Raw genomic sequence first — 24,931 nt, 5'->3', positions numbered from 1 at the left:
CCGATGAACGCGATCAAACGAATCGATCCGCGCCGCCCCTTCATCATTACGGCGGCAGGACTCAGGCGCATCACGCTCGGCGAGAGCGGCAGCGCGGATGCCAGCGCGGAGCACTGGAGCAGCCACGCGCATGGCGCAGCGGCAGCCAAGCCTCGCCGTCAAGTTAGCGATCCGAATCAAGTCATGCTGGTGGTGGCTCACGCCGAGCGCGGCGCGCTCGACGACCATACGTGCCAGACCATCGCGGCGGCGGCGTTGCTGGCCGATGCGAAAACCGAAGTGGCGCTGCTCGTGTTCGGCGAATTGAAGGATGATGCGGCGGCGCTCGGCGTGGACAAGCTGATCGAATTGCCGGGCTTCGAGCGCCGCGTGTTCGCACCCGAAAGCGAATTGCGCGCGTTGCAGGCCTGCGCCGCGGCGCTCGCGCCCAAGCACGTATTCGTGCCCGACAACGCGACCGGCGACGGCGATCTGGGCCGCCGCTATGCGGCCTGCGCCAGCGCGAGCGTGGCGGCGCACGTGGTCGAGATCGACGCGAAACATGTGGGCGCCTACGAACAGGCGAAACGCGCGTTCGCAACGCGCGCACTGCCCGATGTGATTCTGCTCGAGCCCAACGCGGTGGATGCGAAGCTGCCCTTCGTGGGGGCGGGCGAGCGTCTCGCAGGCGACTTCATCCGTCCCGCTGGCGATATCGAGCAGCCTTATCGCGATCTGGGTCTGGAGGAAATCGACGCGGCCCAGGTGGCGCTCGAAGAGGCCGACTTCATCGTCTCGGCGGGCAATGGCGTGACCGACATTGCGTCGTTCGAGCGACTCGCGGGCGTGTTCGGCGCGGCCATCGGCGCGAGCCGCGTGGCCGTGGACAACGGCCATTTCACGCGCGACAAGCAGGTGGGCGCGACCGGCAAGACGGTCGAGGCGAGCGTGTATATCGCGTTCGGTATTTCCGGGGCCGTGCAGCATTTGCAGGGCATCAAGGATTGCCGTCACGTGATTGCCGTGAACATGGACGGCAGCGCGCCGATAGCGAAGCGCGCGAACCTGACCGTGGTGGGCGATGCGCAGCAGACCATCGCGGCACTGATCCAGCAGGTGCAGAGCGCGCGTGCAACGCGCGGGCAAGCGCCGGCTGCCGGTGAACCACGTCAACCGAAAGCTCAAACCGCGGGAGTAGCGGCATGAACGCTCAACAACAGATTGCACGCATCGCGGTGCTGGTCTCGGCGGGCCGCCATCCCGTGAGCGGCGCGCCGCGCTACAGCCGCAACGACGCGCAGGCGCTGGAAATCGGCCGCAAGCTCGCCGATCAGCACCGTGCGCAACTCGACGTGATTCACGCGGGTGACGCCAATGAGCCTGCGCTGGTCGAGTATCTCGCGCTGGGCGCGCGCGAAGTCGAGGTGCTGGCATGCGCGCCCGGCGACGACGCGGCGCGCTCGCTCGCCGAACGCGTGCGCGGCTACGACCTCGTGCTGACCGGCACGCGCGCCGAGGGCGCGCACGACAGTGGCATGCTGCCGTACAGCGTGGCGGCGGCGCTGCGCTGCCCGCTCGTGGGCAGCGCTGTGGACGTCGACGTAAAAGGGGGCCGGGCGACGGTGCGCCAGTTCTTGCCCAAGGGCCTGCGCCGCCGCGTGGAAACGGCGCTGCCGGCGGTGATCGCCGTGCATCCGCTGGCGAGCGGCCAGCCTCAGTACGCCTATGCGCGGCTGCGTTCGGGCACGATCCGTCCCCAGCGCGCGGCGCGTTTTGCGAGCGATGATTCGGCCGCCTGGAAGGTCGGTCCCATCGAGCGCAAGCCGGTCAAGTTCGCCGCCCCCGAGAAGCGCTCAGGGCATTCCCGGATGCTCGCGGCGGTCACGACCGAGAGCCGTGGCGGGAGCGTCGTAATTGAGGGGAGTTCGGTCGAAAAAGCACAAGTGATACTCGCGTATTTGCGCGAGCATCAACTCATCGATTACTGATATTTGCTGAGCTGTCGGCAAGAAACAGGCAAGAACCAGGGATGAAAAATCCGGAGCAAACGATGAACGTATCGGCAGACATTCGCGCACTGGTGGAACGCCGCCAGGCAGGCTACAGCCTTGAAGCACCCTTCTATCGCAGCGAGGACATTTTCGCGCTCGACATGGAGGCGATTTTCCGTCAACACTGGATTCAGGTAGCCACGGAGCCGGAGCTTCCGGAACCGGGCGACTACGTCACGGTCGAGCTGGCCGGCGAGTCGATCCTGATCGTACGCGACGACGACATGCAAGTGCGCGCGTTCCACAACGTGTGCCGCCATCGCGGCGCGCGCCTGTGCAACGAGCATAAGGGGACGGTGGGCAACATCGTCTGCCCGTATCACAGCTGGACCTACAACCTGACCGGCGAGCTGATGTTCGCCGAGCACATGGGCGAGCAGTTCGACCGTTGCAAGCACAGCCTCAAGACGGTCCACGTGGAAAACCTGGCAGGCCTGATCTTCATCTGCCTGGCCGAGAACCCGCCCGACTTCTCGATGATCCGCGCCGCCATGGAGCCGTATCTGCTGCCGCACGATCTGCCCAACTGCAAGGTTGCCGCGCAAGTCGACATCGTCGAAAAGGGTAACTGGAAGCTCGTGATGGAGAACAATCGCGAGTGCTATCACTGCGTCGCGAACCATCCTGAACTCACGATTTCGCTCTACGAATACGGCTTCGGCTATCAGCGCTCGGAAGCCAACGCTGAAGGCATGGACGCCTTCGCGCGCACCTGCGAGGAGCGCGCGAAGCAGTGGGAAGAGATGAACCTGCCTTCCGTCGAGATCGAAAAGCTCTCGGACGTCACGGGCTTTCGCACGCAGCGCCTGCCGCTCGACCGCAGCGGCGAATCGCAGACGCTCGACGCCAAGGTGGCTTCGAAGAAGCTGCTGGGTGAGTTCCGCACGGCCGATCTCGGCGGCCTCTCGTTCTGGACCCAGCCGAACTCGTGGCATCACTTCATGAGCGACCACATCGTGTCGTTCTCGGTGATTCCGCTGTCGGCCGGGGAAACGCTCGTGCGCACGCGCTGGCTCGTGCATCAGGATGCCGTGGAAGGCGTCGATTACGACGTGGCGAATCTCACGGCAGTGTGGAACGCGACCAATGACCAGGACCGCACGCTGGTGGAGTATTCGCAGCGCGGCGCGGGAAGCAGCGCCTATGAGCCGGGCCCGTACTCGCCGTACACCGAGGGCCTTGTCGAAAAATTCACGGCCTGGTATGTGGGCCGTCTTGCCGAAAAAATCGGCGCTTAAGCCGGTGCGCGAGTAGAGCGGAGTTTGACATGATGCGAGATGCGGCCCAATTCGATCCCACCGACAGCCGGGTGACGCGCCCTGCCTTCTGGGGCGCGCTGCCGGAGCGCTGGACGAGCGATGCGGAGGAAACGCTGGTGTGCTGCCATGTGCGGCAGGAAACACACGACGTAAAGAGCTTTTTCTTTCGATCGCCGCAAGGGCGCACGTTTTCGTTCGAGCCGGGACAGTTCGTGACGCTCGAACTGGACATCGACGGCGAAGCGGTGAATCGCTGTTACACGATTTCGTCGTCGCCGGCGCGGCCGCACACAATCTCCATCACCGTCAAGCGCGTGCCGGGCGGCAAGGTGTCGAACTGGCTGCACGACAACCTGCTGCCGGGCGCGTCGATTCGCGTGCTCGGGCCGGGCGGCGAATTCACCTGCGCGCGCCATCCGGCCAACAAGTATCTGTTTCTTTCAGCCGGCTCGGGCATCACGCCGCTGATGTCGATGAGCCGCGCGCACCACGATCTCGCCGAGGATCGCGACATCGTGTTCGTGCATAGCGCCCGTACGCCCGACGACATCATCTTCGCGCGCGAGCTCGAACTGATTGCCGCGAGCCATGCGAACTTCCGCACCTCGTTCGTTTGCGAGCGGCTGGGCGCGCGCACTTCATGGCCCGGCGTGACGGGTTTTCTCACGCTGCCGCTGCTGAAGCTGATTGCGCCGGACTTCATGGAGCGCGAAATCTTCACGTGCGGTCCTGCGCCGTATATGAAGGCCGTGCGCGATCTGCTCGACGAAGCAGGGTTCCCGCACAAGCAGTATCACGAAGAGAGCTTCTCGTTCGAGACACTGAATGCGGACGAGCCCGAGGCCCTTGCGCAATCGCCCGCACAAGCGGGTACGGAAGCGGCCACCTTCAAGGTCACGTTCGCGAAGAGCAATCGCGAGATCCAGTGCGGCACGGACCAGCACGTGCTGGAAGCCGCGCGCCAGGCCGGCGTGCGCCTGCCGTCATCGTGCGCGCAGGGCATGTGCGGCACCTGCAAGGTCAAGCTCGTCTCGGGCCAGGTGCAGATGAATCATAAGGGCGGCATTCGCCAGCGCGAAATCGATCAGGGCATGGCGTTGATGTGCTGCTCGAAGCCGCTGTCCGATCTCGTCATCGATAAATAACGCAAGGCAAAAATCGCGCGCATGCTGCCCGCGCATGTCGCGCCAAAATAAGATCGTGTCGTAAAACGACGATAACAACATATTGTGGCGGGGGAATCTGGAAGCGCACAGGGCAAGCCTGCCCAAACTTGAGGAGAAGACCGTGAAGCTGCTGCAAAAACTGTTGTGGACCGGCATGGTGTCGGCGATGGTGGTGTTGAGCGGTTCGGCCTTGGCCGACGAAAAGCCGACCTTGAAGATCGGCTATGTGGAAGGTTGGGACGACAGCGTGGCCACGTCGAACGTGGCGGCACGCATCATCGAAAAGCGCTTCGGCTACCAGGTGCAGCTCGTGCCGGTGGCGGCGGGCATCATGTGGCAGGGCGTGGCGCGCGGCGATCTCGATGCGACGCTTTCCGCGTGGCTGCCGGTCACGCAGGGTGCTTACTGGGCGCAGTTCAAGGACAAGGTGGTCGATCTCGGGACGAACTTCACGGGTGCGAAGATCGGTCTTGTGGTGCCTGATTACGTGAGTGCGAAGAGCATCGTTGATCTCAATGCGCAGAAGAGCGCGTTCGGCGGGCGCATTGTCGGGATCGACGCGGGCGCGGGCGTGATGAGAAAGACCGACACCGCCGTGAAGGAGTATGGGCTCGATTACACGCTCATGCCGAGTTCCGGCAGTGCCATGACGGCCGAGCTTGCGCGCGACGTCAATGCGAAGAAGCCGGTGATCGTGACCGGCTGGACGCCGCACTGGATGTTCGCCAAGTACAAGCTGCGCTTCCTCGAGGATCCCAAGAATGTCTTCGGCGCGGCCGAGCACGTGGATAGCGTAGCCAACCCGGAACTCGAGAAGAAGGCGCCGCCCGTGGTGTCGTTTCTCAAGAAGTTTCAGTGGAAGCCGGGTGAGATCGATAGCGTGATGCTCGCCATTCAGAACGGAGCCAAGCCCGAGGCTGCCGCTGATACCTGGATTGCCGCGCACGGCGAGCGCGTCAATGACTGGGTGCAATCTGCCCAGTAAGCGCTTCGCTTATTGCGGGTTTATCGTCGCGTTTCCTTGTATTCGCGGCGGTCTGCCAGCGGTGCTTATGCGTGGGGCGGCACCTGCTTTTCTTTGCAGCGGCAAAGAAAAGCAGGCAATAGAAAGCCCCTCCAACCGCTCATGCCAGCCACCATTCACCCCGCGCCACACCAGGTAGTGGCTCCGGGCGCCTGTTATCACCCGGCTTCAGCCGGAGTGAAAAAGGGCTCATTCCTCCAGCGGCGCTGCGCGTGCCGTGGGGCATAACTCCAAACCGACGGGGCGCTCGCTCGCGCCTTCGTTTTTTCATGGCACTCGTCAGCTTTTCCGCGCGGATTCGCGCGCGGTGTTCGTCGCCTTTTTTGAGCCAACTTTTCTTTGAATGCCAACACGCGTTTACCCGCGAAAAAGCACCAAAAAAGTCTCAATTCGTGGCGTGTCGCTTTTACATAAGCTCCTGTCGCAAATAGCCATCCCGGCGGGGTTTTTTCTGGCAAACATGTAGTTACACGAAGCGGGCCGGCGCCTGCATGACTAGGAGATGGAGTCGATGGAATCCCCAAAGATCGTAGTCGATGGACTATGCAAGGTTTTCGGGCCTAATCCGAAAGTGGCGCGCGAGCTGCTTTCGAGCGGCGCCACCAAGGACGAGATGTTCGCGAAAACCGGCTATGTGCTGGGCGTGAACAATGCCTCGTTCTCGGTGAACGAAGGCGAGATTTTCGTGCTAATGGGCCTTTCGGGCTCCGGAAAATCCACGCTGATTCGTCTCATCAATCGTCTGGTCGAGCCCACCGCGGGCAGGGTCGTGATCGATGGCCGCGATATCGCCGCGGTGAAGAAAAGCGAGCTGATCGCGCTGCGCCGCACCGACATGAGCATGGTGTTCCAGTCGTTCGCGCTCATGCCGCAGCGCACGGTGCTCGCGAACGCCTCCTTCGGCCTCGAAGTCGCGGGCGTCGGGCGCAAGGAGCGCGAGCAACGCGCGCTCACGGTGCTCGAACAGGTGGGCCTCGCGCAGTTCGCCCACAAGCTGCCCGCCGAGCTTTCCGGCGGCATGCAGCAGCGCGTGGGTCTCGCGCGCGCACTGGCCGTCAACCCCTCGCTCATGATCATGGACGAAGCGTTTTCGGCGCTCGACCCGCTCAAGCGCAAGGAAATGCAGAACGTGCTGCTGCAACTGCAAAAGGAGCAGCGCCGCACGATCATGTTCGTCTCGCACGATCTGGAAGAGGCGCTGCGCATCGGCAGCCGCATTGCCATCATGGAAGGCGGCCGCATCGTGCAGATCGGCACGCCGCAGGAGATCATCAGCAATCCTGCCGATGACTATGTGCGCGCGTTCTTCGACGGCGTGGACACGAGCCGCTACCTCACCGCCGGCGATCTGATGCAGCGCGAAGCCGTGCCGCTCATCCGCACGCTCGACAAGAAGAGCGTGGCCGCGTCGCTCAACGGCAGCAATGAATATGCGTTCGTGCTCGACGCGCAGCGCCGCATCAGCGGCTTCGTCACGCGCGATGCGATCGGCGTGGACAAGCCGTCGGTGCGCAAGGTCGAGAGCATCGCGCTCGGCGCGCCGCTCGATCAGGTGGTTTCGCGCGTGTGCGCAACGAATACAGCATTGCCGGTGGTCGACGATGAAGGCCGCTATTGCGGTTCCATCGATCAGGCCGCTGTCCTCAAGGTCATTACGCGCAACAGGGGTGCCCATGTCTGAGCTCATTCCTCTCGGCCAATGGGTCGATCAGTCGGTTCATTATCTGCTCGACCACGATGCCAACACCTTCGACGCCATCGGTAAGGCGATCGAAAGCTTCGCGAAGCTCATCGAGCATGGCCTTCAGGTCGTGCCCATGTGGGCGATGATGGCGTTCTTCATCGCGCTCGGGTTGTGGCGCGTGGGCTGGCGCTTCGCGATCTTTGCGGCGGCTTCGCTGCTGCTCATCTACGCGACCGGCTTCTGGGATCAGATGATCGTCACCCTGGGGCTCACGCTTTCGTCCACGCTCATTAGCCTCGTGCTGGGCATTCCGCTCGGCATCTGGACCGCGAAGAACAAGCTCGTGCAGACCATCGTGCGGCCGATTCTCGACCTGATGCAGACCATGCCGGCCTTCGTCTACCTGATTCCGGCGGCGATGCTGTTCGGTCTTGGTCGCGTGCCAGGCATTCTCTCGACCGTGATCTTCGCGATGCCGCCCGCCGTGCGTCTCACGAGCCTCGGTATCAAGCACGTGAACCGCGAGATCGTGGAAGCGGGCCACGCCTTCGGCTGCACGCCGTGGCAGCTGCTCTACAAGGTGCAGTTTCCCAATGCGCTGCCCTCGATCATGCAAGGCGTGAACCAGACCATCATGATGGCGCTTTCGATGGTGATCATTGCCTCGATGGTGGGCGCGGGCGGCCTCGGCAACGACGTGCTCGCGAGCATCCAGCGACTCGATATCGGGCTGGGCTTCGAGAGCGGGCTTGCGGTGGTGCTGCTGGCGATCATTCTGGACCGCATCACGGAGAGCTTTGGCCGCGCGCCGGGTGCCGCAAAGGCGCCGCTGTTCTCGGGCATGAAGCAGCTCTTTCGTCCGCGCGCCATAGTCGCGCAGGCTTGAATGGCGAAACGTCTGTTTTAAGCGTGTTGTCCTGATCAGATTAACCGGCTCGCGCGTGCGGGCCGGTTCTTCATTCTCAGCCCGTGCAGGCTTGTCTCCATAGGGGCGCAATGTGACATCCGGCACCGCCGAAGCTGTTGAAGCCACCGAACTCACCAAGCCGCTGGCTTCATTGCAACATTTTGGTTTCCTGACCTTGCCGAATTTTTCGATGATCGCGTTTTCCAACGCTGTCGAAGTTCTGCGCATGGCCAACTATGTGGGCCGCGGCGATCTTTATCGCTGGTCGGTCTATACGCTCGACGGCGCGCCCGCCCGCGCGAGCAACGGCATTTCGGTGCGCCCGGCCCAGGCGCCGGACCCCGACGACCTGCCCGACGTGATGATCGTCTGCGGCGGCATTCACATTCAGGATGCGGTGGACGACAACGTGCGCGACGCGCTGCGCGGCTTCGCGGAGCGGGGCATCCCGCTTGGCGGAATCTGCACGGGGGCTTACGCGCTCATGGCGAGCGGGCTGCTAGACGACTACCGCTGCGTGGTGCACTGGGAGAATCTTTCGTCGCTGCACGAGCGGTTTCCACACGTGCAATTCGCCGACGAGCTATTCGTGGTCGACCGCGACCGGCTGACCTGCACCGGCGGCACGGCGCCGCTCGACCTGATGCTCGATCTCGTGGGCGCGCGCTTTGGCCAGCAGCTTGCCGCCAAGGTCTCGGAGCAATTCATTCTGGAACGCATTCGCGGCGCGACTGATTTGCAGCCGATTCCCGTGGATGCGCGCGTGGGTTTTTCGCGTGCGGAACTGGTCGAGGTCGTGCGGCTGATGGAAGCGAATATTCGCGAGCCGCTCTCGCTGGAAGAGCTCGCGCGGCTCGTGCGGCTTTCGCAACGGCATTTGCAGCGCATGTTCAAGGCGTATCTGAACGTATCGCCCACGCACTATTACCTCACGCTGCGCCTGAAGCGCGCGCGCGAGCTGCTGCGCACGACCGATGCTTCGATCTCGCGCGTGACGGCGATTTGCGGGTTCAATTCGCCGTGCCATTTCAGCAAGGCATATCGCGTGCAGTTCGGTCATGCGCCGAGCCACGAGCGGCGCGGCGGCGAGTGAGGGGGCGGGCGGCCGTATGCCGGTCGACTTCCAGCCGACTTCCAGGCCCGCGGACTCACTGTTGCTGCATGTTTTTCGGACCGGGCACGGCCAACTGCGGCGAAGCAAACATATCCACCAGTTGCTCGCACAACCAGCGGTGCGCGGGCACTGTTTTGTTGCGCTGATGCCAGTAGAGACTAATCACCCGGTCGGGGGCATCGAACGGCGCACGCACGCTGACGACGTTGCCGGCCATCTCCGCGCGATCGCATAGAAATCGGGGATATTTCCTGCCTGCTCGGGCAGGGCGAGCGCATCGAGTTGGTGATGAAGGGCGGCGAGATTCAGTTCGACGAGTAGGTGGTAAGACGCGGTCAGTGCAGCGCGGCAGAAACCGGCGCACTCGCCTCAGCTGTCGCCCCGGGCAGACCAGTTCGAAAGAACGCGTCGAGGTCTGGCATCTGCGCGGGCTCCTGGCCGCTGCGCTGCTCGCGGTACATGATCGGCGGCACGCCGAACTGCTTGCGGAATTCGCGCCCGAGGTGCGAGGCGTCCGCAAAGCCGCAGCTCGAAGCGATATCGGCCACGGTGCGGTCCGAGCTCGTGAGCAGCCACGCGGCGGTGCGCAGGCGCAGCACGTTGGCGAACGCGCGCGGGCTCTTGCCCGTCTCGGCCTTGAAGAGCCGTTCGAGCTGGCGTGGCGAAAGATTGAGTTTGCAGGCCAATTCTTCGAGCGGGATGTTGCGCCCGACTTGCTGCTCCATCAGCAGGATCGCGCGCTTGACCTTCGGATGCGTCGCGGGCTCGAGGCCCGGCGGATGCGGTTGGGGCGCGTTGCCCTTTTGCATCTCGCCCACCAGCAGAATGCGCAGCGCCTTCTGCACGGTCGCGTGGTCGAAATGGCGCAGCAGGATCGCGGCGGCCACGTCGATCGACGCCCGCCCGCCCGAGCAGGTAATGCGGCGGCGGTCGATCACGAAGAGCCGGTCGGCAACCAGTGCGTCGGCGTTCACGTTGGGGAAGCGCTCGATGAAGTCCCAGTAGTGGAACCAGCTTACGCAGATGCGATGCTGCTCCAGCACGCCCGCGCGCATCATCGCGAACACGCCGGTGCAGATGCCCACCACCGTGGTGCCGTTGGCCGCTGCGCTGCGGATATGGCGCAGCGTTTCCTCGCTCGCCTGCGGGCCGGAATGCAGCAGACCGCCCACGACGACGAGATAGTCCACGGGCTCGGCCTCTTCGAAGGTTTCCCATGGCGTGACCTGGATGCCGCAACTCGCGCGCACCGGCGCGAGCGTCTCGCCGATCACGCGCCACGAGCAGCGCACCGGCTTGCTCGAATCGCCGTCATCGGCCGAGAGGCGCAGCATGTCCACGAAACCCGAAAAAGCCGTGAGCGTGAAATTGGGCAGCAGCACGATGCCGAAGCGGATGCGCTCCTTGGGTTGGGCGTCGGGCGAGAGAGCGATCGGAAGCGGGTCGGACATGGCGGCGGGCGGCTCGGGAAAACGCATGCGAATGAACGTCTGCGGCCCGGGAATGCCAAAACGCATCAAACCCGTGGCGCTGCAGTCCGCTCAAGCGTCGCTTATCCGGCGCGCCGGCACTTGTGATTATGCGTCAGGGATCTGCGTCAAAGCGAAATTCAGCGGCCATGGCGCGATCCGTGGCGGGGGTGTTCCGCGGCCACGGCGCATTTGTTCTATCGGCGCCTGGCCGGCTTGGCGACACTCGGCGAAGCCGATTCAACCCAACTCCACCCGATTCCACCGGGTTTCACCCGATTCCACCGCCAGGGCTCTCCACCGTGCCGCACCAGCCGCGCGCCAAAACCGTCGATCTCAACCAGCGTGCCAGCCATGGCGACGCCGCCGCTGCGCTCGCCCTGCTCGAGCAAAGCATGGCGCGCGGACACCAGCGCATCGGCTTGCTGCGCTATTTGCACGCGCGGTGCCTCGGGGCCACGCTGGAGGGCCGGCATCACGACTATGCGCAGCGCGTGACGGCGCGGCTCAGCGAAACGGCGCTGGCCTGCCTCGCGCAGGAGGCGCAGCGCCGCCATCGGGGTTAAAGCGCCAACGTTCGCCTGTCGTTGGTGAACCCGCATGGCCCATCGACCGGAGCTATCTGGAACTTCCCGTCGTCAGTGAAGGGGCAAAGCGGCGTTGCGTGAAAATTTAGTTCGGATTAGAAAATAAATTGAGGGGGTAGAGTTCGTATGGCGCCGTTCCATATGGCGGTTTGCCGATGGAGCGCCGCTTGGCCCTGTTCGCCCATCCATGGTGAAAAGTAAATGCGCAATATGTCGGCCGCTAGCGTTCGGTTCGCGGCGCCCTTCGGATAACCGCCGGGGCGGTGGCTCGGCTGAAATGCCGTCGGCTGAGCCGACTACAATGGATGCTGTCAAAAAGACGAATACGACCAGCCATGCCTCTTACCTCGATTCATCAAGCGCGGAAACGAACAGCCCGGCCAGTCTGGCTCGCCGTGTGCGTCGCGCTCCTGCTGTTGCCGGCAGCCCTCGTTGCCCAGGACGAAAAGCCGGGTATTGCCTTTTCCACGATCGAGCCCGGCGAACCATTGCCCGCAGGCTGGAAGAACCTGCCGGTCGCGCACGGCAAGCGCTTGACGCAATACACGCTCGTTCACGACGGCAACACCACCGTCCTGCAGGCGGACGCGAACCGCTCGGCTTCGGCGCTGATGCACGAAGGTAATATCGACCTCGTTCGCACACCCGTCGTGGCGTGGCGCTGGAAAGCAAAAGAGCCGATCGAGGGCGCCGACAACCGCGTCGGATCGAAAGAAGACGCGCCGGTGCGACTGGTTTTCACATTTGACGGCGACAAAAGCAAGCTATCGTTTTTCGACCGCGCCAAGATGGACCTGGCAAAGCGCATGGGTGGCGAAGAACTGCCCTATGCCACGCTGATGTATATCTGGTCGACCACCGCTAAGCCAGGCACCATCATTGCCAATCCTCACACGAACCGCGTACAAATGATCGTGGTCTCTGGGTTGTCCGGCGACGCGGGTCACTGGCAAAGCCTGCGCCGCAATATCGTGCAAGACTACGAGCGGGTCTTTCACGAATCGCCAGGACGAGTCACCGGCTACGGGCTGTTGACCGATACCGACAATACCGGTACTACGACGCGCGCCTGGTACGGAGACGTCGAGCTCCTGCCCGCGCATTGATAACGCAGAACTAACCGGGTCCATCGGCAAGCACTATGGGCTTGCCGTTGATCCTTATTCGGGCATACCCGCGCTAGCATTCTCAATCAGGCTTAGCGCGATGGTCGGATCGTCAATCGTATCGATCGCAAGCATCGCAAAGCGAGCGAGAAACAGGGGAGCGTTGGCCTCGCCCAATTGGGTCATGGTTTTGCACAGTTGGGTATAGACGTTGTCGAGGTTGCTATCGGTCATGGCGTACTCCTGGATAGGATGGGTCATGGTCATTTTTGAAGGGCCCGGTGGATCGCGGCGCCGACGTCAGCGGCGGCCGTCGAGTGCCAGCGCCCCAGCACATGACCGTCTGGGCGAACGAGGTACACCGTGCCCGGTCTCGCGCCATACATGGCGAACAATCGGCCCGTATGGTCCCAGTTGTGATCGCTCTTCGTCCCGGAATGCAAATGAGCCGTTACCGGGATCAGTTTGAAGGGCAGCTTCTCATGCTTGAGTGTTGCTTCGAGGTCGGTGAAATCGGCGGGCACTGCGCCGTCTTCGCTGAAGTGCAAGACGGTGAAGCAGGGCGCAATCAAGTCGGTCAGGTGAGCTTCTCTGGCCTCGCCGCGCTCGACAATCGTCAACGGACACTCGGTAAGCACGGCTCCTGGCATGGGCCCCGCCTCAAATGCGCTTGAATCTGCTTCCGGCGTATTGAGCGAAGATGCCGTGTAGCTGATAGCCGAGGTCTGCCGCGGGTTGATCAATGAACGCAGCCGTTCGTGCTTTGCCGCCAGACCCAGCACGGCCTTTCGCATCAAGTCGAACGCAAACGACGGTGGCGCCATGAACTCGGTGCTTTTGGTGCCGTGTCTGAGATTTTCGTGCGCCGCAAAAACTCGCTCGTCGGAATAGCTGTCGAGCAGTCCCTCTGCAGCGACGCCACGGACGACAAATGCAAGCTTCCACGCCAGATTGTCTGCGTCATCAATGCCTGAATTTGCGCCACGCACACCGAAGATCGGCACCAGATGGGCAGCGTCGCCCGCAAACAGCACGCGGTCATGACGATAGCGCTCCAATGTCAGAGCGTTAGCCTTATAGATGGTGATCCAGATAGGCGACCAGGCGCCGCGCTCACCCATCATGTCCAACAGGCTTTGCACTCGCGGCATGACGTTTTCTGGCTTCACTGCCTGCTCGGCGTCCTCGCCGTCACGCAGCTGGTAGTCGATGCGCCAAACATTGTCAGGCTGCTTGTGAACCAACACAGTCGAGCCTGGATTGGACGACGGATCAAAGTACGCAAGCCGCTCGGTCGGTCGATCACTCTCAAGTTCAATATCGACAATGACGTAGCGTCCCTCGTAACTTGTTCCTTTGAGCTGCAGACCGAGTTCCTCGCGAATCGTGCTGCGGCCGCCGTCGCACGCGACCACCCAGTCCGTATTGAGGGAATAGTCGGCTTCCGGCGTCGCGAGGCGCAGCGTTGCGCCGTCCGGACGAGATTCAATGGCGCTTACGCGGGTCTGCCATCGAATATCGATCAGGTCGGACCGTCGCTGCGCAGCGTCCAGAAGAAACTGTTCGATATGGTATTGCGCGAGGTTCACCATGGGCGGCAGCTTCTGGTTTTCGTCCTGCGGCATCTTGAAGTGCAGCACTTCGGTGTCGCGGTAGAAGCTGCGACCACCGGTCCACGGCAGCCCGGTTTTCAAGAACCCGTCTACCGCGCCGAGACGATCCATAATTTCGAGGCTGCGGCGGGAGATACAGATGGCGCGACTACCGTAGCAAACGGAGTCGTCGGCTTCGATCAAAACCGAGGGGACGCCGTGATTGGCAAGGCCGAGTGCCACGGTCAGTCCGACCGGGCCGCCGCCCACAATCGTCACTGCATGTCGCTTTATCTCGAGACCGTTGTCGAGTGCCGGTGCGGTAGCAGCGAACTTTTTTGCACTGAAAGGGTAGGTCTTAAACTCCATCGTTTGCTCCATAACGTGTTCCTGGAATTGCCGCGCGAGAGCCATAAGCGTCCGGTTTCATCGGAGCATCTCGCGGTCTGGCGCATCGCGCAAAGTCGGCACGCGTTAACGCGCGTTATTTGATAATTCCGCATGCTGCGGGCGCTTAGCCTGGATCGGCAGCACCGCGACAATGAGCGCGCCGATCACAAGCAAAGCCGCCGCATAGAGCAAGCCGGCCGAGAAGTTGTGTGTCAGATCTTTCATCCAGCCGACAATCAAGGGATTCAAAGCCGAGCCAATGTTGCCGGTCGCATTGATCACCGCAATGCCAACGGCGCGGGCACGGAAGCTCAGCGCGTGATCCGGGGTCGTCCAGAAGATCGACATGGCGGTATAGGATCCTGCGGACGCCAGGCAGATGCCCAGCAGCTGGACCACAGGCAGCGTCGAGTAGGCCGTGCACAGCCAGCCTGCAGCGGAGCAGAGCATCGGCAGCATCAAGTGCCATTTGCGTTCCTGCTTCCGATCCGAGCGCCTTCCCCACCAGATCATGGCGACGATAGTGCAGATTTGCGGGATCGCAGCCAGAAGGCCCACGGTGCGATTGCTCGCGCCTGCGCTGAAACTCTTCACGATCAGCGGAGTCCACACGGCAACCATGGCAAGCGTGTTGACCAGGCAGAAGTACGCCAACGCGAACTTGATGACGGTCGGCGACAAGAGTTCGCCAAGAAGGCTTTTCTCTGCCACAGATTCGCCATGAGGCGCGGGATCGGTTTTGTGCTCGGCCGCGAGGATATGTGAGAGCGTGCGTTTCTCTTCCGGGTTGAGCCACGCTGCCTTTTCAGGGACGTCGCGAAGGTAGGCGAAGACGACCAGACCCAAAATTGCGGAAGGCAAGCCTTCAAGAAAAAACAGCCATTGCCAGCCTTTGAGGCCAAGTGTTCCATCCAGGGCCAGGATGTACCCTGAGAGCGCAGACCCGAGTGCGGCTGTCACTGGCATGGCGATCATGAACATGGCGTTCGCTCTCGCACGATAAGCGCCCGGAAACCAGTAGGTCATATACAGCAAGATGCCGGGCAGAAAGCCCGCCTCCGTGACGCCGACCAGGATGCGTAAAAGATAGAGCGTGCCTGGACTCGATGCAAACATGGTTGCGGTGGATGCGAAGCCCCACGCGATCATGATGGTCCCGATCCATTTGCGTGCGCCGATGCGCGTCAGAACGATATTGCTCGGGATGCCAAACGCAATGTAAGCGATATAAAACAATGTCGTCGCCAGACCGAATTGGACTCCCGAAAGACCAAGGTCTTTCATCATCGTGAGCCCGGCAAAGCCGATATTGATCCGATCCAGAAACGAGAAGAAGAACAGAATGAAGAGAAACCAGAGCAGATGTCGCGATACCTTCGCAATGACATGCTGCTCGGAGCGCGAAGCGCGCGGTCCAGCGTTATGCTCCGGTCCACCAGGAACCAGGCTGCGGTCAGCCAGCGGGGTGGTTTCCATATGAGTCGTCTCCAGATCCAGGTCTATGTCGAGCGCTACGGCACTCAATGCAATCGCGTCGGCTCGGCAGGGATGCGAGGTATGGCGATGACTGGAGTATGCGAGGGCGACGAACTGGCGCTGTCCCCAAAACGGGTACAAGTTGGCAAGGGAAGCGGACTAGAGAAAACCCCTGGTTCGAATCGACCGGGCGGGCGTCCGACGTGGGGCGACGGACCGCGCGGGTCAGCTTTTATCCGGAGCCAGGCACAAGGCGAACAATTGCCGCTGGCTCGAAATGCCAAGGCGGCGGTACGCGCGCTTCTGATAGGTCGCGACGCTTGAAGCCTTCACCCCCATTACATCGCCGATTTCCTGCGCGGTGCGGCCTTCCAGAACTCCGCAAAGCACATCGACCTCTCGCTTCGATAAATCGGGGCATATCCTGCGGATGCGCGCGAGCATGAGTTGCGGAATCCCGGACTGAATCGGCCCGCACAGCGAGTAATGGTGCTTTGCGGATTGGGTGATGAGCGGAGAAAATGCTTCGATCAGCGCGATCTCGTTTGGATGAAAATGTCCGCGCCGGCGGTCGCGGTAGAGATTGACGGAAAGCCAGATGTCCTGTGCCGGCTGCAGTAGCAGGGAGACACGGCCTGACACGTCAGGTTGGTGGTAACACGCGGCTCGATATCCCTCATGCGTGATGTCTTCGACGGCTTGCTGGTGGAGCAGCACTGCCGAGTCGGGTTTCTCCGGCCGGGCCGCCGAAATGACCGCCTGGTTACCGTCCAGCGCGTAAAAGGTCCTGGCATAGACATCCGCGACATTGCGGAGGAATCGGCCGCCGCGGTGGTCTGCCACCGACACCGTTCGCGGGCGATTGTTGAATTCGTACGCAAACACCGTGCATTGCGAGATGCCTGCGGCGTCGCCTAGTAACTTCAAAACTTCTGCGGCGAATGCGTTGGCATCATCAGACCCAATGGCGGAAACCAGGCTCGTTGCCCGCGAAAGATCGAGGTTCCCTGAGAGACTGGGACGTTCGAGCCGCCATAAACGCATGATGATTTGGAGAAGTTGTTAATCAAGGAAGGCGACTTTGAGCGCCGCCTGGGCGATTTGTTTTCGTTCTGGTTCGCGCCAATGCGTGAATACCATGAGCGGACCGCACAACGCTATGCAAGCATCATACTCCGAGCCCTGGCTCCAGCAGAAGATCAGTTGACTCGACCCGCGAGCTCGCAGTTTCAATGACCCTTGTATCCGCGCGGTCAAAATGTCGAGCACGATCTGTGCGGCCGATCTGGGTCGGCAACGCCCGATCGCATCCGGCTTAATCCTCCAGAGTCATCGCCGATTTTTCGTCTGGCCATGCCGCCATGGAGACGGCGGGCGTGGCCAGTTGTCCAGATGGTGGTGTTAGCGGAACCCGGGTACCCAGGGATTCAGAGCACCACCGTGCGGCCGTCGTTGATGAACACGCGGCGCTCCAGGAATGCCTTCACCGCGCGCCCGAGCGTCACGCACTCGACGTCGCGGCCCACGGCGAGCAGTTGCTCCGGTTTGCAGCTGTGATCCACGCGCTGTACCTCCTGCTCGATGATCGGGCCTTCGTCGAGATCGTCGGTGACGAAGTGGGCCGTCGCGCCAATCAGTTTCACGCCGCGCACATGCGCTTGATGATAGGGGCGCGCACCCTTGAAGCCGGGCAGGAATGAATGGTGGATGTTGATCGCGCGGCCCGCGAGGCGCTTGCTCGTTTCGTCAGACAAAATCTGCATGTAGCGCGCGAGCACGAGCAGTTCGGAGCCCGTCGATTCGAACAGGTCGAGGATCGCGGCTTCCTGCTGCTGGCGCGTTTCCGGCGTGACCGGCAGATGCCGGAACGGCAGCCCGTGCTGGCGCGCGAGCGGCTCGAAATCGGCATGGTTCGAGGCGATGGCCGCAATGTCCATCTGCAGTTCGCCCATGCGCCAGCGGAACAGCAGGTCGGCGAGACAGTGTTCGAGCTTCGACACCAGGATCAGCACCTTGGGCCGGACCTGCAGGTCGTGGATCGCCCACGTCATTTCATGTTGGCGCGCGGTGGCCTCGAATTCGCTGCGCAGGCTCGCGAGGTCGAGCTCGCCGTTGGTCCCCCGAATCACTTCGTGAAAGACGCAGCGCAGGAAAAAGCGCGAGCTGATGTCGTCGTCGAAGACGGTCAGTTCGTCGATGTAGCAATGGTGGCCGTCCAGAAAGCTGGCGACGGCGGCCACCTGTCCGGCGGCGCTCGGGCAGGACAGGGTCAGGACGTACTGATGCGGGCGAACGTCGGTGGACATGTGAGGGTCTCCAGGTATCGTAGCGATGCAAGGAGTAAGCCATTTTTTGGCCGCCAGCACATAGAACGCACCCGCTATGTTGCGGGTACGGAAACGCCAGGCGTCGTTAGCCGCCCGCACGCCGCGCTTCATGGCGCGCCGGCGCGTGCCGAAACGCGGCAGGCGCCGGGCGGCCGGCTGGACGCGCTCGACGCCGCAGCGGTTCGCTGCTTCCCGGCGTTTACTCGGCGCTTTCGCCGCGCGCCTTGTGCTGCGCTGCGAGCTTGTCCTGCTGCGCGGGCGGCACGGGGTCGTAGTGGCTTAGCTGGATGCTGTAGTTGCCGTGGCCGCCTGCGAGCGAGTTCAGGCGCGACTGGTAGTCGTTGAGTTCGGCGAGCGGCACCTTGCCTGCAATCACCATCGCATGGCCGCCCACCGTGCGCGTGCCGTGCACCTGGCCGCGCCGCGAGGACAGATCGCCGATGATGTCGCCCATGGCCGCTTCGGGCGTCATCACCTCGATGTCGACGATGGGTTCGAGCACGATGGGCTGCGCCTTGAGCACCGCATCGATAAAAGCCTTGCGCCCCGCCGTGACGAACGCCACTTCCTTCGAATCGACCGGGTGGCTCTTGCCGTCGTACACGGTCACGCGCACGTCCTGCATCGGGAAGCCCGCGAGCGGCCCGTTTTCGATCACCTGCTGAATGCCTTTCTCCACCGCGGGAATGAACTGCGAGGGAATCGCGCCGCCCTTGACCGCGTCGACGAATTCGAAGCCCGCGCCGCGCGGCAGCGGCTCCACGCGCAGCATGACCTCGCCGAACTGGCCCGCGCCGCCCGTCTGCTTCTTGTGGCGGCAATGGCCCTCAGCCTTGCCGCCGATGGTCTCGCGCCACGCGATGGTGGGCGGCCGCGTGATGACTTCGAGCTTGTGCTGTTCCGTGAGGCGCTCGAGCATGTAGCGCAGATGCAGTTCGCCCAGGCCGTGCACGACCGTCTCGTTGGTGCCCTCGGGATGCTCGATCAGCAAACAAGGGTCCTCGGCGGCGAGCTTTTGCAGGACCTCCCAGAGCCGCTGCTCGTGGCCGCGCCGCGCCGGCTCGATGGCAAGGCCGTAGATCGGATTGGGAAACTCGCACGGTGTGAGGTGGATATCGCCATCCTCGGGGGTGTCGTGCAGCACGTCGTCGAAGCTGATGTCGTCGGCCTTGGCCACCGCACAGATATTGCCGGGACCGGCGCGCTGGATCTCTGTGTGATCCTTGCCCTGCAGCATTAGCAGATGCGCGACCTTGAAGGGCTGGCGGCCGTTGCCGATATACAGTTGGCTGTCGCGCGTGACCGTGCCCTGATGAATGCGGAACACGGCCACTTTGCCGATATACGGGTCCACCACGATCTTGAACACATGCGCGAGCACGTGCTTGTCCGGGTCCGGCTCCGCTTGCATGGGCGTGCGCTTGCCCTCGCTCTCGCGATAGAACAGCGGCGGATTGCCTTCGGTGACGTTGGGCAGGAGACGCACGAACACGTCGAGCAATTGCGCAACGCCCGCGCCCGTTGCCGCCGAAGTGAAGCACACCGGCACCAGATGTCCTTCGCGCAGCGCCCGCTCGAAGGGCTCGTGCAATTGCTCGGGGCGGATGGCTTCGCCTTGCTCCAGATACAGCTCCATCAAGTCGGGGTCCAGTTCGATGACCTGGTCCACCAGCGCATTGTGCGCGGCTTCCACCGAATGAAAATCGGCCACGCCTGAGGGATTGAAAAAACAGTCGACTACCTCGCTGCCGTTTTGCGCGGGCAGATTGATGGGCAGGCACTGCTTGCCGAACAGTTCCTGAATTTGCGCGAGCAGGCCGGGCAGATCGACCTTTTCGCCGTCGATGCCGTTCACGACGATCATCCGGCACAGCTTGCGCTGCTGCGCCCAACTCATCATGCGGCTGGTGGTCATCTCGATGCCGGTGCGCGCGTCGATCACGATGGCCGCGGTTTCCACGGCTTCCAGCGCGCTGATGGACAGGCCCGCGAAGTCGGGGTAGCCCGGCGTGTCGAGCAGATAAATGCGCGTGTCCTGGTAGTCGAGATGCGCGAGCGCGGAATTGAGCGAATGATGGTATTTGCGCTCGAGCGGATCGAAATCGCACAGGGCGGTGCCGCGATTCACGCTGCCCGGTGCGTGGAGCGCGCCGCCTTGATGCAGCAGCGCTTCGGCGAGCGAGGTCTTGCCGCAGCCGGCGTGCCCAACGAGCGCGACTGTGCGGATGGCTTCGGGAGGGTAATCCATGGCCGCCATCGTCCAGTAGTGAATGTCCGGCAATTATTGGCGAAATTCGGGCGCTCTGCCAAATACAAGCGCGTACGGCTTGTGCGCGAGCGCGCGCAGCATGAGCGCCCAATGGGCGTCGTATCGAACGCCGGCGGCTTTCAACACGTCGTTTGACGCGTTAAAGCCGTGCAGGTTCGCTGCGCTGCAATATCCGGGGCTTGCCTTGTGGGATCCGTGCGCGGGGGGACAGGCTCGATGCCCATGCCTGCCGATCGTGCGCTGCGCTACGTGAACCACTGGAAGCTTCACTAGGGACGCCGCTGTTAGTGCGAGAACGGGCGGTGCCGACACCTGCGTCGACACATCCAGGTACTACGAACGCTGGAGACAGAGACACTAAAGCAAATCAAGCCTGAAGCAAGCGAACGTGCGCGAGTGGCCATTGCGGTCAGTGCTGACTCCCTCGCGACGTGGTTCGAGAGCGTTGCCTGGGACATTGCGAAAGACGAGTTCGTGCTGGAACTCATCGACGTTGCAGGCATTCCGTACGGACGCGCAGATTCTCGATTACGTGCCCTTGCTCGCGGCGAAGCGCGTGCGTGAAACCTTGCGAGCCGCGTCGAAAGCAAACCATTAAGCTTCTTGCCATCGTCCCGTCGGCTTTTTCGACCCCGGTCTTCTGGTTTTTGCACCGATATCCCGAGGTCGTCACAACATACACAGGCGCGGGGCATCGTCCACGTTTGCTGGCTCGTAGAGGAAGCCGAAGTTCTTCAGATGCGCATCGTTGTTTCGCACTACCTCGATTGTGCTATTGCTGCAGCGTGTCGCCGACGCCGAACGCCCTCACCGAGCTTCATCGCAAAGCGAAGACGTTACACGCGGACGGACGATTCCCGCCGTAGCGTGCCGCTGTCTCATGCTTGAACGACGTTTTGATGTAAGCGTTTAGCTCGAAGCTCAGATGCACGATCAAGTGATGCGTGGTTAAAAATTTTCGATATAAATCGTATATACTGTTTATATCGTTTTCACACTTGGAGGCCGGCATGACCACAGCAACTACTCGCAAGCCCACAAAGAAGGCATTTCACTTCCCGAAGTCAACTGTTCCTGGTGAGGAGCAAAGTGAAGCGCAAATGCCCATGGCGAACGTGAGCACGGGCAAAACCAAACGCTCCGAATCCCAGGCGAAAGATGCGGCATCGGTAAATCCGGAGGTGGCGGCGCCTGCACCCACAGCCGTCGGAAAGACCAAGGTCGCACGTGCGAAGAAGCAAAAGGTCATTCGTGACAGCTTCACGATGCCCAAGGCCGACTATGAGCGCATCGCCTTGCTCAAGCGGAAGTGCCTCGAAGCCGGTGTCGCGGTAAAGAAGAGTGAGCTTCTGCGCGCTGGTCTGCAGATGCTCGAATCCGCTTCGTCCAAGCGACTGGTGGCTGCGATTTCGGCACTCGAAACTGTCAAGACCGGTCGTCCGGCCAACAGCGAGCAAGACCGCGTGCCATCGTGACCCACACACGCGTTCAGTGAAGATGTCCGCGTGACAGGACGCTGGCGTAAGCGGTGTCCTGTGCGCAACGCCTCCCGAAGTTGCCGGCATTACGTGCAGTCGCGCCAAGGTGCCTGGGCAGGCGTGTCGGAACTCGAGCGACTTACCTGGCTGAGCGCCAAACTTGTGGCATTTCGCCGGACGCGATTCGCTGTAGCCAGCTTTTAACAGCCGTCTGTTAGTTCGCGCCTTGTCTTTATAGCCGGACATGGAAGGTTTCCTGTCTGTGTCATCGGAAAGCACCGTTTCATGTGCTACCTTGCGTGCTCAAAGCCAGAAGGACATTTCAGCCGATCACCAAAGGACGCTCATGGAATTCAGCAATGGCGCTGTACTTGAAGCTCTCCGACTTGCTTTGCATCGGCAAATACCGTGGCACAAGCGACCGGCAATTTTCACGTCGCTTCGCTCGCAAGGTCTGATCCAGATCGTTGACCAGAAACCTCCCCCCAGTACGAAGTATCTGCCGACCCTACAGATTGCTGTCCTGACCGAGAAAGGGCAGAAGGAAATCCAGCGCATCGAGGCGTCGAAGCACGTTTCTGGATGGCTGGACGACGACTACTTCGCAACGTTCCTTGCAGAGGTTGCATTCGCCTGACCACGCATCGTTGCGTTCTTGCCGTGTCGACGTTGAAAGAAGACAACGGTTCAATCCATTACCTAAAAGCCAGGTGCAAAGACGGTTCGAAAGCACCTCTCTGCCAGCGTCGAGCGCCTCCTGTCGGGCGTCAGACATTTCGGGAGCAACCGCCTTGCGGTCTTTCTGTTGAAGTTTGAGCAGTTCAATCAGGATGTCATAATCGCGCGCCTTGCCAGCCGAATCGGCGAGTGACCTGAAGAACTCGCGCTGTCGGGTATTTTCTCCCGCGCCTTCGCCTGCTCGATTGTCACCTGGATAATTGGCGGCGCAATGTCCGAAAATGCGGCCTCGGCGCACGCTTCGCGTAGCTCGCGTTCGTCCATTTCACCGCTGCCCATTCGCCCTCCGGGACCGTGTCCGACGACCAATATCGTGCCTCAGACTCCGCCATGGAAATGATCAGTTGGGCGTCAGGTTCCTTCAATTAACGTGAAAGGCGACGACCACCGATTTTACAACAGGGTTTATTGCGACACAGCCGCCGTCCGTCCTCGCAGCAGCGCGTGGCTCTCTTCGAATCCGATCACCATCAGGCCGGACGCCTCGCTCTTCGCGCGGCGTTTGGCGAGTGCCGCGACCGAGGCAATATCCTCGCTGGTATGAAGCAGTTGGCCAGTCTGCGACTCGACGTGCACGCAGCCGATCGCCATTGTCACGAAGGGAAAAAACGTCGGATTGCCGCGGCGGTCCTCGCCGTGGATGCCCCCTGCGAGCCGGTCGGCGGGCGCATAGAAGCGCTGCGTCCCTTCGTTGAAGACGTGGATCGCGCGTTGAGCGCGCTCGCGCCAGTCGTCGCTCTGGAACAAGATCAGGAAGTCATCGCCGCCGACGTGCCCCAGAAAGTCGCGCATCGGGTCGCAGACCTCCGTCAACACCTGCGCGGCGAACTTCAACACTTCATCGCCTTGCCAGTAGCCGTACTGGTCGTTGAAAGGCTTGAAATGATTCAGATCCACGTAGCACGCGTAAAAGCCCGAGTCGTTGCCAAGCAGGCGCCTGATGTGCGAGCTGATGGGAATGTTGCCCGGCAAGAAGGTGAGCGGATTCGCGTAGCGGGCCGCCTCAATGCGCACCTCCGTCACTGCGCGCACGAGGCTCTCGCCTGTGCCCAGCCCGACGTAGCGACCCTGATCGGTAATCACGAAGCCGTCCGCGAGATAGCGCTGGTCGTCGCTGGCGAGCAGCTTCGCCATGTTCTCGATCGTCATCGACTTTTCGATCACGACGGGCGATGTGTTCGCGAATAGCATGCACGGCCGCTTGCCGAAGAGCTCACGGTGATAGGGCAGCGCGTAGCGGTCCATGAACGCGCGCCGGTTGATCAGCGCGACAGGCTCGCCCTGTTCGACGATGACGACCGCGTGCAGGTTCGGCATCCGGTTGAACAGCCGGAGCACGTCGTTGTTTGTCGCCTCGCGTGGCAGCGCCGGCGCGCGCACGATCATTTTTGCGCACGCCATACCGCCCGAAAGCGATGCGTTGACCGCACGCGTCGCTTCGGGGAACACGGCGATGTGACCGGCGCGCAATGCTTCGCGGGCGTTGTCGGTGATGGCGCGCGGCGGCCTCGCATGCGGCTTGCCGAAGAAATAGCCCTGTCCGCAGCCGATGCCCATGTCGCGCACGACGATCAGATCCGATTCCTGTTCGATGCCCTCGGCCACGAGCCGCGCTCCGCTCGCCGCAGCGAAATGCTGCATTGCCTTGACGGCTTCGAACTTGAGCGGGTCGCTCGCGATGCCGTGGATAAAAAAGCGGTCAATCTTCACCACGTCCGGCTGCAGACGCACCCACAGATTCAAGCTCGCGTTCGCCGTGCCGTAGTCGTCGATGGCGAATTGCGCGCCCGCCGTACGCAAGACGGAGATCGCAGGCAGAAAGCTTGCGACATCGGGGATCGTGCTTTGCTCGGTCAGCTCGATCACGAGGCGCTCGGCCTCGACGCCCATTTTTCGTAACATCACGAACGTGCCATCGCGATCGGCGGCCAACTGGCGGATCGCTCCCGCACTGAAATTCAGGAATAGCTTGCCTTCGTACGCGAGTTGCGCGAACGCCTTGATGCAGGTGCGCGCGGCCGCGCATTCCAGCGCTATCGCGCTACCTTCGGCCTCCGCCTGAGCGAACAGGGCGTACGGCGTTTCGAGCGGTGTGCCGACCGGTCCGCGAATCAGGCCCTCATAGCCGAGAATGGCGCCGCCGTCTAAATCGACGATGGGCTGGAAGACGGCAGACAGGTCGCGATGTGCGATCAGGTCTTCGATGCGTGGCGCTATGGCGGGGAAAGGCGAGCGTTGGGACATGACAAACGACCGGAGCATTCGACTGTCGGCATATCGGCACTATTCATTATGAATTAAATGAATTTTTAGTG

Annotated in this window: 23 protein-coding genes; 13 read left to right on the top strand and 10 right to left on the bottom strand. The window is 62.0% G+C overall.

All coding sequences use genetic code 11. The features are described from left to right. The first annotated feature begins 3 nt into the window (after positions 1-3). The 8 genes from P5W99_RS28215 to P5W99_RS28180 all read left to right on the top strand — a co-directional run bounded on the left by P5W99_RS28215 (position 4) and on the right by P5W99_RS28180 (position 9,163). Positions 4-1,185 carry an electron transfer flavoprotein subunit alpha/FixB family protein gene (locus P5W99_RS28215; protein WP_421027155.1) on the top strand — a complete coding sequence of 394 codons (1,182 nt, stop codon included), beginning with the start codon at positions 4-6 and terminating at the stop codon, positions 1,183-1,185. After that, positions 1,182-1,967, top strand: a complete 786-nt coding sequence (locus P5W99_RS28210) for an electron transfer flavoprotein subunit beta/FixA family protein (protein WP_421027154.1) — start codon at positions 1,182-1,184, stop codon at positions 1,965-1,967. The genes P5W99_RS28215 and P5W99_RS28210 overlap by 4 nt, the downstream gene beginning before the upstream one ends. Before the next feature lie 62 nt (positions 1,968-2,029). Then, positions 2,030-3,268 (top strand): aromatic ring-hydroxylating oxygenase subunit alpha, encoded by a 1,239-nt coding sequence (locus P5W99_RS28205; RefSeq protein ID WP_421027153.1) that lies wholly within the window; start codon positions 2,030-2,032, stop codon positions 3,266-3,268. A gap of 29 nt (positions 3,269-3,297) precedes the next feature. Beyond that, positions 3,298-4,434: a 2Fe-2S iron-sulfur cluster-binding protein gene (locus P5W99_RS28200; RefSeq protein ID WP_421027152.1), complete on the top strand. Its 1,137-nt coding sequence runs from the start codon at positions 3,298-3,300 to the stop codon at positions 4,432-4,434. 142 nt (positions 4,435-4,576) lie between these two features. Then, on the top strand, positions 4,577-5,440 hold the full coding sequence (locus tag P5W99_RS28195; RefSeq protein WP_421027151.1) for a glycine betaine ABC transporter substrate-binding protein: 864 nt from the start codon (positions 4,577-4,579) through the stop codon (positions 5,438-5,440). A 550-nt stretch (positions 5,441-5,990) separates the two neighbouring features. Further along, complete coding sequence (locus P5W99_RS28190; protein ID WP_421027150.1) at positions 5,991-7,160, top strand: quaternary amine ABC transporter ATP-binding protein; 1,170 nt, start codon at positions 5,991-5,993, stop codon at positions 7,158-7,160. Then, positions 7,153-8,049, top strand: coding sequence for a choline ABC transporter permease subunit (gene choW / locus P5W99_RS28185; RefSeq protein ID WP_421027149.1), 897 nt, complete (start codon positions 7,153-7,155; stop codon positions 8,047-8,049). Before P5W99_RS28190 ends, choW begins: the two co-directional genes overlap by 8 nt. 112 nt (positions 8,050-8,161) lie before the next feature. Continuing rightward, positions 8,162-9,163, top strand: a complete 1,002-nt coding sequence (locus tag P5W99_RS28180; RefSeq protein WP_421027148.1) for a GlxA family transcriptional regulator — start codon at positions 8,162-8,164, stop codon at positions 9,161-9,163. A gap of 55 nt (positions 9,164-9,218) precedes the next feature. Here P5W99_RS28180 and P5W99_RS28175 read toward each other — a convergent pair whose 3' ends face one another. Both P5W99_RS28175 and P5W99_RS28170 read right to left on the bottom strand, forming a co-directional pair. Beyond that, positions 9,219-9,401, bottom strand: coding sequence for a hypothetical protein (locus P5W99_RS28175; protein ID WP_421027147.1), 183 nt, complete (start codon positions 9,399-9,401; stop codon positions 9,219-9,221). A gap of 118 nt (positions 9,402-9,519) precedes the next feature. Then, positions 9,520-10,635: a GlxA family transcriptional regulator gene (locus P5W99_RS28170; RefSeq protein WP_421027146.1), complete on the bottom strand. Its 1,116-nt coding sequence runs from the start codon at positions 10,633-10,635 to the stop codon at positions 9,520-9,522. 320 nt (positions 10,636-10,955) lie between these two features. Between P5W99_RS28170 and P5W99_RS28165 the strand changes: the two genes are divergently transcribed. Together P5W99_RS28165 and P5W99_RS28160 are read left to right on the top strand one after the other, a co-directional pair. Further along, positions 10,956-11,219, top strand: a complete 264-nt coding sequence (locus P5W99_RS28165) for a hypothetical protein (RefSeq protein WP_421027145.1) — start codon at positions 10,956-10,958, stop codon at positions 11,217-11,219. Positions 11,220-11,575: 356 nt separating this feature from the next. After that, entirely contained in the window at positions 11,576-12,346 is a 771-nt protein-coding gene (locus P5W99_RS28160; RefSeq protein ID WP_421027144.1) for a DUF3047 domain-containing protein, read from the top strand. 54 nt (positions 12,347-12,400) lie between these two features. Here P5W99_RS28160 and P5W99_RS28155 read toward each other — a convergent pair whose 3' ends face one another. From P5W99_RS28155 to fusA, 6 genes are all read right to left on the bottom strand, one after another. Further along, on the bottom strand, positions 12,401-12,580 hold the full coding sequence (locus P5W99_RS28155; RefSeq protein WP_434664526.1) for a hypothetical protein: 180 nt from the start codon (positions 12,578-12,580) through the stop codon (positions 12,401-12,403). Positions 12,581-12,609: 29 nt separating this feature from the next. Next, positions 12,610-14,307, bottom strand: coding sequence for an FAD-dependent oxidoreductase (locus P5W99_RS28150; protein WP_421027142.1), 1,698 nt, complete (start codon positions 14,305-14,307; stop codon positions 12,610-12,612). Between the two features lie 105 nt (positions 14,308-14,412). After that, on the bottom strand, positions 14,413-15,804 hold the full coding sequence (locus P5W99_RS28145) for an MFS transporter (protein ID WP_421027141.1): 1,392 nt from the start codon (positions 15,802-15,804) through the stop codon (positions 14,413-14,415). A 225-nt stretch (positions 15,805-16,029) separates the two neighbouring features. Beyond that, the gene (locus P5W99_RS28140; RefSeq protein ID WP_421027140.1) at positions 16,030-16,848 is read right to left on the bottom strand and encodes a LuxR C-terminal-related transcriptional regulator; all 819 of its coding nucleotides are present in this window, start codon (positions 16,846-16,848) and stop codon (positions 16,030-16,032) included. Positions 16,849-17,231: 383 nt separating this feature from the next. After that, positions 17,232-18,110: a formyltetrahydrofolate deformylase gene (purU, locus tag P5W99_RS28135; RefSeq protein ID WP_421027139.1), complete on the bottom strand. Its 879-nt coding sequence runs from the start codon at positions 18,108-18,110 to the stop codon at positions 17,232-17,234. A gap of 220 nt (positions 18,111-18,330) precedes the next feature. After that, entirely contained in the window at positions 18,331-20,379 is a 2,049-nt protein-coding gene (gene fusA / locus P5W99_RS28130; protein WP_421027138.1) for an elongation factor G, read from the bottom strand. A 409-nt stretch (positions 20,380-20,788) separates the two neighbouring features. On the opposite strand from fusA, the gene P5W99_RS28125 reads away from it, so the two are divergent. The 3 genes from P5W99_RS28125 (at position 20,789) to P5W99_RS28115 (ending at position 22,515) form a co-directional block, all read left to right on the top strand. Further along, positions 20,789-20,998 (top strand): DUF3562 domain-containing protein, encoded by a 210-nt coding sequence (locus tag P5W99_RS28125; RefSeq protein WP_421027137.1) that lies wholly within the window; start codon positions 20,789-20,791, stop codon positions 20,996-20,998. Between the two features lie 412 nt (positions 20,999-21,410). Next, the gene (locus P5W99_RS28120; protein ID WP_421027136.1) at positions 21,411-21,875 is read left to right on the top strand and encodes a hypothetical protein; all 465 of its coding nucleotides are present in this window, start codon (positions 21,411-21,413) and stop codon (positions 21,873-21,875) included. Positions 21,876-22,224: 349 nt separating this feature from the next. Beyond that, the gene (locus P5W99_RS28115) at positions 22,225-22,515 is read left to right on the top strand and encodes a hypothetical protein (RefSeq protein WP_421027135.1); all 291 of its coding nucleotides are present in this window, start codon (positions 22,225-22,227) and stop codon (positions 22,513-22,515) included. Positions 22,516-22,703: 188 nt separating this feature from the next. On the opposite strand, the gene P5W99_RS28110 is transcribed toward P5W99_RS28115, so the two are convergent. Together P5W99_RS28110 and P5W99_RS28105 are read right to left on the bottom strand one after the other, a co-directional pair. Next, positions 22,704-22,895, bottom strand: a complete 192-nt coding sequence (locus tag P5W99_RS28110; RefSeq protein WP_421027134.1) for a hypothetical protein — start codon at positions 22,893-22,895, stop codon at positions 22,704-22,706. A 126-nt stretch (positions 22,896-23,021) separates the two neighbouring features. Next, on the bottom strand, positions 23,022-24,860 hold the full coding sequence (locus P5W99_RS28105) for an EAL domain-containing protein (RefSeq protein WP_434664523.1): 1,839 nt from the start codon (positions 24,858-24,860) through the stop codon (positions 23,022-23,024). Positions 24,861-24,931: the final 71 nt, after the last annotated feature.

It is taken from the genome of Paraburkholderia sp. A3BS-1L (assembly GCF_051125215.1).
Taxonomy (GTDB): Bacteria; Pseudomonadota; Gammaproteobacteria; order Burkholderiales; family Burkholderiaceae; genus Paraburkholderia.
The sequence above is the reverse complement of the archived record's forward strand: the minus strand, read 5'-3'. Positions and strand labels throughout refer to the sequence as shown.

What these genes read in the sequence shown, in the direction of transcription:
- P5W99_RS28215 (WP_421027155.1), top strand. Translation starts at nt 4, where the DNA reads ATGAACGCGATCAAACGAATCGATCCGCGCCGCCCCTTCATCATTACG.
- P5W99_RS28210 (WP_421027154.1), top strand. Translation starts at nt 1,182, where the DNA reads ATGAACGCTCAACAACAGATTGCACGCATCGCGGTGCTGGTCTCGGCG.
- P5W99_RS28205 (WP_421027153.1), top strand. Translation starts at nt 2,030, where the DNA reads ATGAACGTATCGGCAGACATTCGCGCACTGGTGGAACGCCGCCAGGCA.
- P5W99_RS28200 (WP_421027152.1), top strand. Translation starts at nt 3,298, where the DNA reads ATGATGCGAGATGCGGCCCAATTCGATCCCACCGACAGCCGGGTGACG.
- P5W99_RS28190 (WP_421027150.1), top strand. Translation starts at nt 5,991, where the DNA reads ATGGAATCCCCAAAGATCGTAGTCGATGGACTATGCAAGGTTTTCGGG.
- choW (WP_421027149.1), top strand. Translation starts at nt 7,153, where the DNA reads ATGTCTGAGCTCATTCCTCTCGGCCAATGGGTCGATCAGTCGGTTCAT.
- P5W99_RS28175 (WP_421027147.1), bottom strand. Translation starts at nt 9,401, where the DNA reads ATGGCCGGCAACGTCGTCAGCGTGCGTGCGCCGTTCGATGCCCCCGAC.
- P5W99_RS28170 (WP_421027146.1), bottom strand. Translation starts at nt 10,635, where the DNA reads ATGTCCGACCCGCTTCCGATCGCTCTCTCGCCCGACGCCCAACCCAAG.
- P5W99_RS28160 (WP_421027144.1), top strand. Translation starts at nt 11,576, where the DNA reads ATGCCTCTTACCTCGATTCATCAAGCGCGGAAACGAACAGCCCGGCCA.
- P5W99_RS28155 (WP_434664526.1), bottom strand. Translation starts at nt 12,580, where the DNA reads ATGACCGATAGCAACCTCGACAACGTCTATACCCAACTGTGCAAAACC.
- P5W99_RS28150 (WP_421027142.1), bottom strand. Translation starts at nt 14,307, where the DNA reads ATGGAGTTTAAGACCTACCCTTTCAGTGCAAAAAAGTTCGCTGCTACC.
- P5W99_RS28145 (WP_421027141.1), bottom strand. Translation starts at nt 15,804, where the DNA reads ATGGAAACCACCCCGCTGGCTGACCGCAGCCTGGTTCCTGGTGGACCG.
- P5W99_RS28140 (WP_421027140.1), bottom strand. Translation starts at nt 16,848, where the DNA reads ATGCGTTTATGGCGGCTCGAACGTCCCAGTCTCTCAGGGAACCTCGAT.
- purU (WP_421027139.1), bottom strand. Translation starts at nt 18,110, where the DNA reads ATGTCCACCGACGTTCGCCCGCATCAGTACGTCCTGACCCTGTCCTGC.
- fusA (WP_421027138.1), bottom strand. Translation starts at nt 20,379, where the DNA reads ATGGATTACCCTCCCGAAGCCATCCGCACAGTCGCGCTCGTTGGGCAC.
- P5W99_RS28120 (WP_421027136.1), top strand. Translation starts at nt 21,411, where the DNA reads ATGACCACAGCAACTACTCGCAAGCCCACAAAGAAGGCATTTCACTTC.
- P5W99_RS28115 (WP_421027135.1), top strand. Translation starts at nt 22,225, where the DNA reads ATGGAATTCAGCAATGGCGCTGTACTTGAAGCTCTCCGACTTGCTTTG.
- P5W99_RS28110 (WP_421027134.1), bottom strand. Translation starts at nt 22,895, where the DNA reads ATGGGCAGCGGTGAAATGGACGAACGCGAGCTACGCGAAGCGTGCGCC.
- P5W99_RS28105 (WP_434664523.1), bottom strand. Translation starts at nt 24,860, where the DNA reads ATGTCCCAACGCTCGCCTTTCCCCGCCATAGCGCCACGCATCGAAGAC.